This window comes from Robinsoniella sp. (assembly GCF_034124845.1).
The window spans coordinates 1-5,795 of sequence record NZ_JAWYAJ010000388.1; the positions used below are offsets into that span (position 1 = coordinate 1).

The 5,795-nt window shown below is 45.1% G+C and carries 5 protein-coding genes; 1 reads left to right on the forward strand and 4 read right to left on the reverse strand.

Features of this window, described 5'->3' with window-relative positions; translation table 11 throughout:
• Positions 1-50 precede the first annotated feature (50 nt).
• From ACH2DQ_RS19350 to ACH2DQ_RS19365, 4 genes are read right to left on the reverse strand one after another with little or no spacing between them, the layout of a single operon-like run.
• Positions 51-980 carry a ketose-bisphosphate aldolase gene (locus tag ACH2DQ_RS19350; RefSeq protein ID WP_394914522.1) on the reverse strand — a complete coding sequence of 310 codons (930 nt, stop codon included), beginning with the start codon at positions 978-980 and terminating at the stop codon, positions 51-53.
• Positions 974-2,107, reverse strand: a complete 1,134-nt coding sequence (locus ACH2DQ_RS19355) for an aldose 1-epimerase family protein (RefSeq protein ID WP_394914523.1) — start codon at positions 2,105-2,107, stop codon at positions 974-976. Before ACH2DQ_RS19355 ends, ACH2DQ_RS19350 begins: the two co-directional genes overlap by 7 nt.
• A gap of 39 nt (positions 2,108-2,146) precedes the next feature.
• On the reverse strand, positions 2,147-3,643 hold the full coding sequence (locus ACH2DQ_RS19360) for an L-fuculokinase (protein ID WP_395027912.1): 1,497 nt from the start codon (positions 3,641-3,643) through the stop codon (positions 2,147-2,149).
• 9 nt (positions 3,644-3,652) lie between these two features.
• The gene (locus ACH2DQ_RS19365; RefSeq protein WP_394914525.1) at positions 3,653-5,050 is read right to left on the reverse strand and encodes an L-fucose/L-arabinose isomerase family protein; all 1,398 of its coding nucleotides are present in this window, start codon (positions 5,048-5,050) and stop codon (positions 3,653-3,655) included.
• A gap of 259 nt (positions 5,051-5,309) precedes the next feature.
• Here ACH2DQ_RS19365 and ACH2DQ_RS19370 point away from each other — a divergent pair.
• Positions 5,310-5,795 (forward strand): substrate-binding periplasmic protein (locus tag ACH2DQ_RS19370; RefSeq protein ID WP_395027914.1); only part of this gene is annotated, 486 nt, incomplete at its 3' end.

Below are 5,795 nucleotides of genomic sequence, written 5' to 3' on the forward strand. Positions count from 1 at the left end.
AATATTAATTTGGTTAAAATGACCAAGGTGTAGCAATTTTCAAACACGCTCTAGTACATCATTCCGCTAAATACCTCCAAAGCGGACTTCACATTCCCCTTCATGGCATCGATTCCCCACTGTACAATTTCGTGATAATAAACTGGCTTTTCTTTTCCCTGTTCCACAACCGCATAATAGAGATTGTATTTTTTTCCCTCATTCACCAGGGGCATCTTTTTAAGCCCAAACTGCCCCTCTACTTCCTCTCCCCCGGCTTTCGCCATATAAGTATAATAATTTACTTTCCGAATCCCTTTTTGAATCACCGTTTTATAGTCTTCTTCGCTGACGCCGGACCCTCCATGCATAACAAGGGGAATATCCACCCTTGCCCGTACCCGGTCTAATACGTTCATATCCAGCTTTGGCTTTTTTAAATAAAGACCGTGGGCAGTACCAAAGGAACATGCCAGTGCATCTATCCCGGTCTCTCTCACAAAACGGCCTGCATCATCCGGATCTGTATAGACCTCTTCTGCCTGGTCATCGTGACTGGATTCGTGTCCCAGACCCAGCTCCCTTTTTCCGAGAACTCCTATTTCTGCCTCCACAGAAGCACCTGTCCGCTTTGCCATCTCCACAGCGATACAGGTATTTGCCACATTTTCTTCATAGCTTAATGCCGACCCATCATACATAATGGATGTAAATCCAATATCCAGCGCCTTATATAAATAGCTCAGGCTGGTGCCATGATCCAAATGAACACACACCGGCACCTTTGACTCTGCCGCACATCTTATCATAATGGGTCCGATCAGTGAGATCGGCATCATTTCCTCATGGATTTCCGCATGCATAATAATCACCGGTACATCCAGTTCTTCCGCACCCCTGATTACTGCTATGATACTCTCCAGGTTCGGTGTGTTAAAAGAACCTATGGCACATTTTCTTGCCTGGGCAAGCCTTAATATTTCTTTCAATGAAACTAACACAATATCCCTCCTGTCTTTTCCCATCCGGAATCACTTTCCAGAATCTCGATTTCTACCTGGTATGTTATTTTTTCATCCGGTTCTATAAACTTCAGTTTACCTTCTTTTCTCATCACATCTCTGCCATCAGGATAACAATTTCCCGGCTCCAGCCCCAATACATAGTCCTTTACACCCATCATCTTCCACTGGGTAAAACAGGGGAGCACTTTTGGGTCAAACCGGATCACAAGACCCTTTTTGATATCCGGGTTGTAAATTGCCGCCATCCCGGCTTCCCCAAAGGTATGATAATAGCACTGCTCCACATATCCCGCCTCCGGCATCTGCAATTGATTCCAGCTGTTCATCCCCTTCGCCGCATGTTCATTTCTGGGAACAACCTGATCAGAGGGAAGATACAGCCTGGCATTCTCGCTGAGCAGGGGATACCCCATATTCATATGGTACAGCAGCATCAAAGGACTTTTTTCAGAGCCGGTATTCTCCACTGTATCCCTTATTGTAATGCGGTTCTCTGACAGGGAACAGCTGATCATGCGGTGAAACATCAGCTTGTCCGTAAAGATACCTGCCTGATTCATAACTGCTTTCCAGACGATTTCCTCTTCTGTTATTTCATAAGAAACTCTCTCCGCCGGGCAGTTGGATATGCTGCCGTGAAGTGGCAGCTTTACACCCTGATCCACACAGGGACTTCCCACAGCCGTCAGTCCGCAGGTGGTCAGGAATCCAGCCGTAAATGATTTTAGAAATCCATCTTCTTTGTCGTCATAATAGGACGGCGCCACATATCCGGCTGGAGAAAAGTAGCCGAAATTATCCCCGCGAAATGACAGCCTTGCGATGTCTCCGCAACGGTCTGCGGATATAGTAAACTCCAGACCTCTTCCATTTTTCACCTGAAACAGGCGCATTCCGTCTCCTCTGCCTCCTGTGAGACGGAATTCTTCCACACCCAAAATCTGTGAATTGTGTCCGATGTATTTTTTTCTGTCCATGTATTTCTTTTCGTTTATGTATTTCTTTTCGTCCATGTCTTTCTTTATCCCTGTGTCTTTCTTTATCCCTATGTCTTTCTTTATCCCTGTGTCTTTCTTTATCCCTATGTCTTTCTCTAATTCCATGTACTCCTCCGTTTCAGCTTACCTGTATGCCAGATTAAGCTATCCCATCAAGTGCCGGACTGACGGATAGAGCTGTCTGTATTTGATATAATATGGTTCATAAGCTTCTCTTTGCTCCTGCCGGGGATAATAGGTCTCTAATTCCTTTACCATTTTGTCTGCTGCTGATTCCAGATTCTCAAAGATGTTACAGGCAATTCCCGTCAGCATGGCACTTCCGGCTGCTCCCGCTTCACTGGAGCCCAGGGATACCACGGGAACCCCTAAGATATCCGCTTTCATCTGCAACCAGATCCTGGAATTTGCCCCGCCGCCCACGGCTTTTAGTTTTTTAATTTCGATTCCTGCCTTCCAAAGTTCCTCCATATTCAGCCGCATCTCATAGACTACCCCTTCCAGCATCGCCCGGTACAGGTCAGATACATGATTTGCGGCAGTAAGACCTGTGATTGCTCCCCTGGATCCGGTATCCATGTAAGGTGTGGCTGCACCTGCAAAATGAGGAAGCACCAGGATCCCTGTGGGTTCGTCTATCATATTGCTTTCCAATACTTCGTAGACAGACTTATTTTCCTGTTCCGCCAGATATTTCTCATATTTTGCAAGATTGTCAATATACCATTTTACCAACGCTCCTCCGGTAAAGGAGAACGCATAGCAGAGATATTTCCCTGGAATTACATAAGGTACAATTGCATAACTTCCCTGGTACAGCACATCATTTTCCGGTATCCCGGTAAAAACAGGGGTAATGCACTCTACGGTACCTGCACCGTCAACTGCGACAGCATCACCGAAGACGCTGGCACCGATTGCCGCCGCCACCTGATCATGACTGACAGATACGATCAATGTCTTCTCTTTAAGTCCCAGTTTTGCTGCCACCGCAGCTTTGATACAGCCAGCTGCCGTTCCGGTGGGAACTGTTTTGGACAGCAGCTTTTCATCAATCCCGGCTGCCTCTAATATTTCCCTGCTCCAGCATAATTTCCTTATATCAAATGCCATGGTCCGGGATGCTATTGAGTAGTCGATCTGCGTGATGCCTGTCAACATGTAAATTACATAATCCTCCATGAGCAGAATTCTGGAAGCCCTGTTATAAATATCCGGACGGTGTCTCTGCATCCACATGAGTTTCGCAATACTGTACATACAATGAGGCTTCAGCCCGGTAATCTGGGCTATGTGTTTCTCTCCAAGCTTCTCCACAAGCTCCCTGCATTCCTCATCTCCTCTGGGATCTGTATAGAGCATGGATGGTGCCAGGGGATTATCCTTTTCATCTAACAGTACAAAGGTCTCCCCAAAACTGGTCACGCCGATTCCCTGAATATCCGGATTCTGTTCTGCTGCCTCCCGGATCACCTCCCGTACCGAATTCCATATGGATTTTGCGTCTATTTCCTGTTCCTTTCCCCCTCTGGATGAGGGATAATCCCGGTAAGCTTTATATATGTATGTTCCCTGGTTATCGTATACTGTGAGCTTACACCCTGTTGTTCCTATATCCAGTCCCCCAATTGCCATCATCATTCCTCCAATCTAAATATCCATCCAGTCATACCCCAGATAATAGGTAAACGCTTCCTTTAATACCTTCTTTAAATGTCCCATCCCCACAGCGGTATGGTGGCGGAACCCATTTTGCCCAAGCTGGATTAATTTGGGCTGGAGACTGTCAATAACCGCTACTCCTCCGCAGCCAAAATACCCCTCTTCTATGGGATCTTCCGTAAATTTTCCTTCTCCTGCATACACCGTGAGCTTCCCATCCTCCGTCTTACAGTTGGAATAGGTCATGGGAAATGCTTTGATCCTTCCCTCGTTGCTCCCCCATCCGCAGCCGGGGTTTCCTTTGGCAAACATCTTATGATCGGTTACGGTACCTTTTTCTGTCATCAGAGTCTGTGCAACCGGACCGCAGTGGAACAGAATCACCTTATCCGGATCTTCCGTATAATTATTATTCCAGTCCAAAACCGTTGTGGGCTTACCGGATGCAAGCTGCATCGCATACATGTTAATGGCGGAACAGAGATCAATCTCACAGGATGCCACAATGCCTCTGTCGTTTAGTTCACTCAGCAGTACGCAGGGTGCAATCCCAAGGATTTCATGCATCTCATCCCAGCAGCGCAGGGTAATGCAGTCCAGGTCATAAGCGGCAATATATTCATCTATTACAACGCTCACCTTTGCAAGTACGTTAGTTTTATCGGCCGGCACACAGCTGAAATCCGTGTAATCCACCAGGCGTTTCACCTTCCTAAGAACCCGGCTGTCGCTGTCCTCCATATTCTGAACTTTATTAATCAATTCGGACAGATCAAAAGTCTCCACCGTGATTCCATATTTTTGAAGGGTAATCTCATCATAGCGCACCGTTTTAAACTTGCTTGTCCGGGCACCGAAGGCTCCTACCGAAAAACGTTTCATTCCATTTACAACCCTGCAGATACCGGCAAAATCCCTCAGATTGTCTGCAAATGTTTCCGACAGCGGATGTACTACATGGGGTTCCAGCATGGTAAACGGAATCCCATATTGATGGAATACATCCGCAAAGCTGAACTTTCCGCAATAGGAATCTCTCCTGTGCTCAAAATCCATCTTCCCGATCTCATCCGGGTAAGCATGGAGCAGTACAGGAACTCCCGCATCCTGTACTGCGGCAACTCCTCCATTTTCATCCCCAAAATTTGGCAGACACATAATTACGCCGTCATACTCTCCTTCATGGCTTTTCAGCCAGGCTGCATAGCGTTTCCCCTCTGCCCTGGTTTCTACCGCTCCATATCTGGTCATCTCTTCCTCCGGAATCAGATACTGATATCCTGCGTTTGTGACAGCCTCTGCCATTTCCTTTCTGGCTCCGGCAATTAATGTTTCCGGGAAAAATCCCCTGTTAGCAAAATACAGTGCAAACGTCATTTGTTTCATTCTCCGATACCTCCGTATTTTTTATAGATATTTTAATCATAGAAGATTTATTCAAATAAATATAGAGGCGTTCGTTCGAAAAACTGTAAAATCGTCCAGAAGCAATCTCTTTTGCTTTTTAGAGCATTCAGACTTGTTATTCTATTTGATTAATTATATAATAGGAATAAAATAGGTATAATTCAGAGTCTGCTTTACACAAGCTTTTTACAATTCAGATATAATTCATGAAAATAAATTTGCATGGAAGGAAAATACTATGAAACAACAAACCCGATGCATTGCATTCTGCATGTTACTAATACTTCTCTTCTGTACCGGATTACCAAAACTTTATGTTTCTGCCGGGAACATCTCCAAAGAAAATACTTCAGAAAGCCGGGTATTAAAAGTCGGATATCCGATAATGAAGGGAATATCTGAGATCGATGAAGCAGGTAACCGAACCGGACAGGTGGCCGATTTTCTAAGTGAAATTTCGAAATATACAAATTGGGAGTATGAATTTGTAGAGGGTAATGGCGGTGATTTGATGAATCAGCTCATAGCCGGAGATCTGGATCTAATGGGCGGCATGTTCTATGACAAAAGCTTTGAGAAAATGTTTGAATATCCCGATTATAACATTGGCTACAACCACGCTGTACTTCTTGCAAGAAAAAATGATACCAGCATTCGAAGCTATGATATCCAGACACTAAATGGAAAAACCATCGGTGTATTTGAAAAAGCAACTGATAAAATA

What these genes read in the sequence shown, in the direction of transcription:
- ACH2DQ_RS19360 (WP_395027912.1), bottom strand. Translation starts at nt 3,643, where the DNA reads ATGATGATGGCAATTGGGGGACTGGATATAGGAACAACAGGGTGTAAG.
- ACH2DQ_RS19355 (WP_394914523.1), bottom strand. Translation starts at nt 2,107, where the DNA reads ATGGAATTAGAGAAAGACATAGGGATAAAGAAAGACACAGGGATAAAG.
- ACH2DQ_RS19365 (WP_394914525.1), bottom strand. Translation starts at nt 5,050, where the DNA reads ATGAAACAAATGACGTTTGCACTGTATTTTGCTAACAGGGGATTTTTC.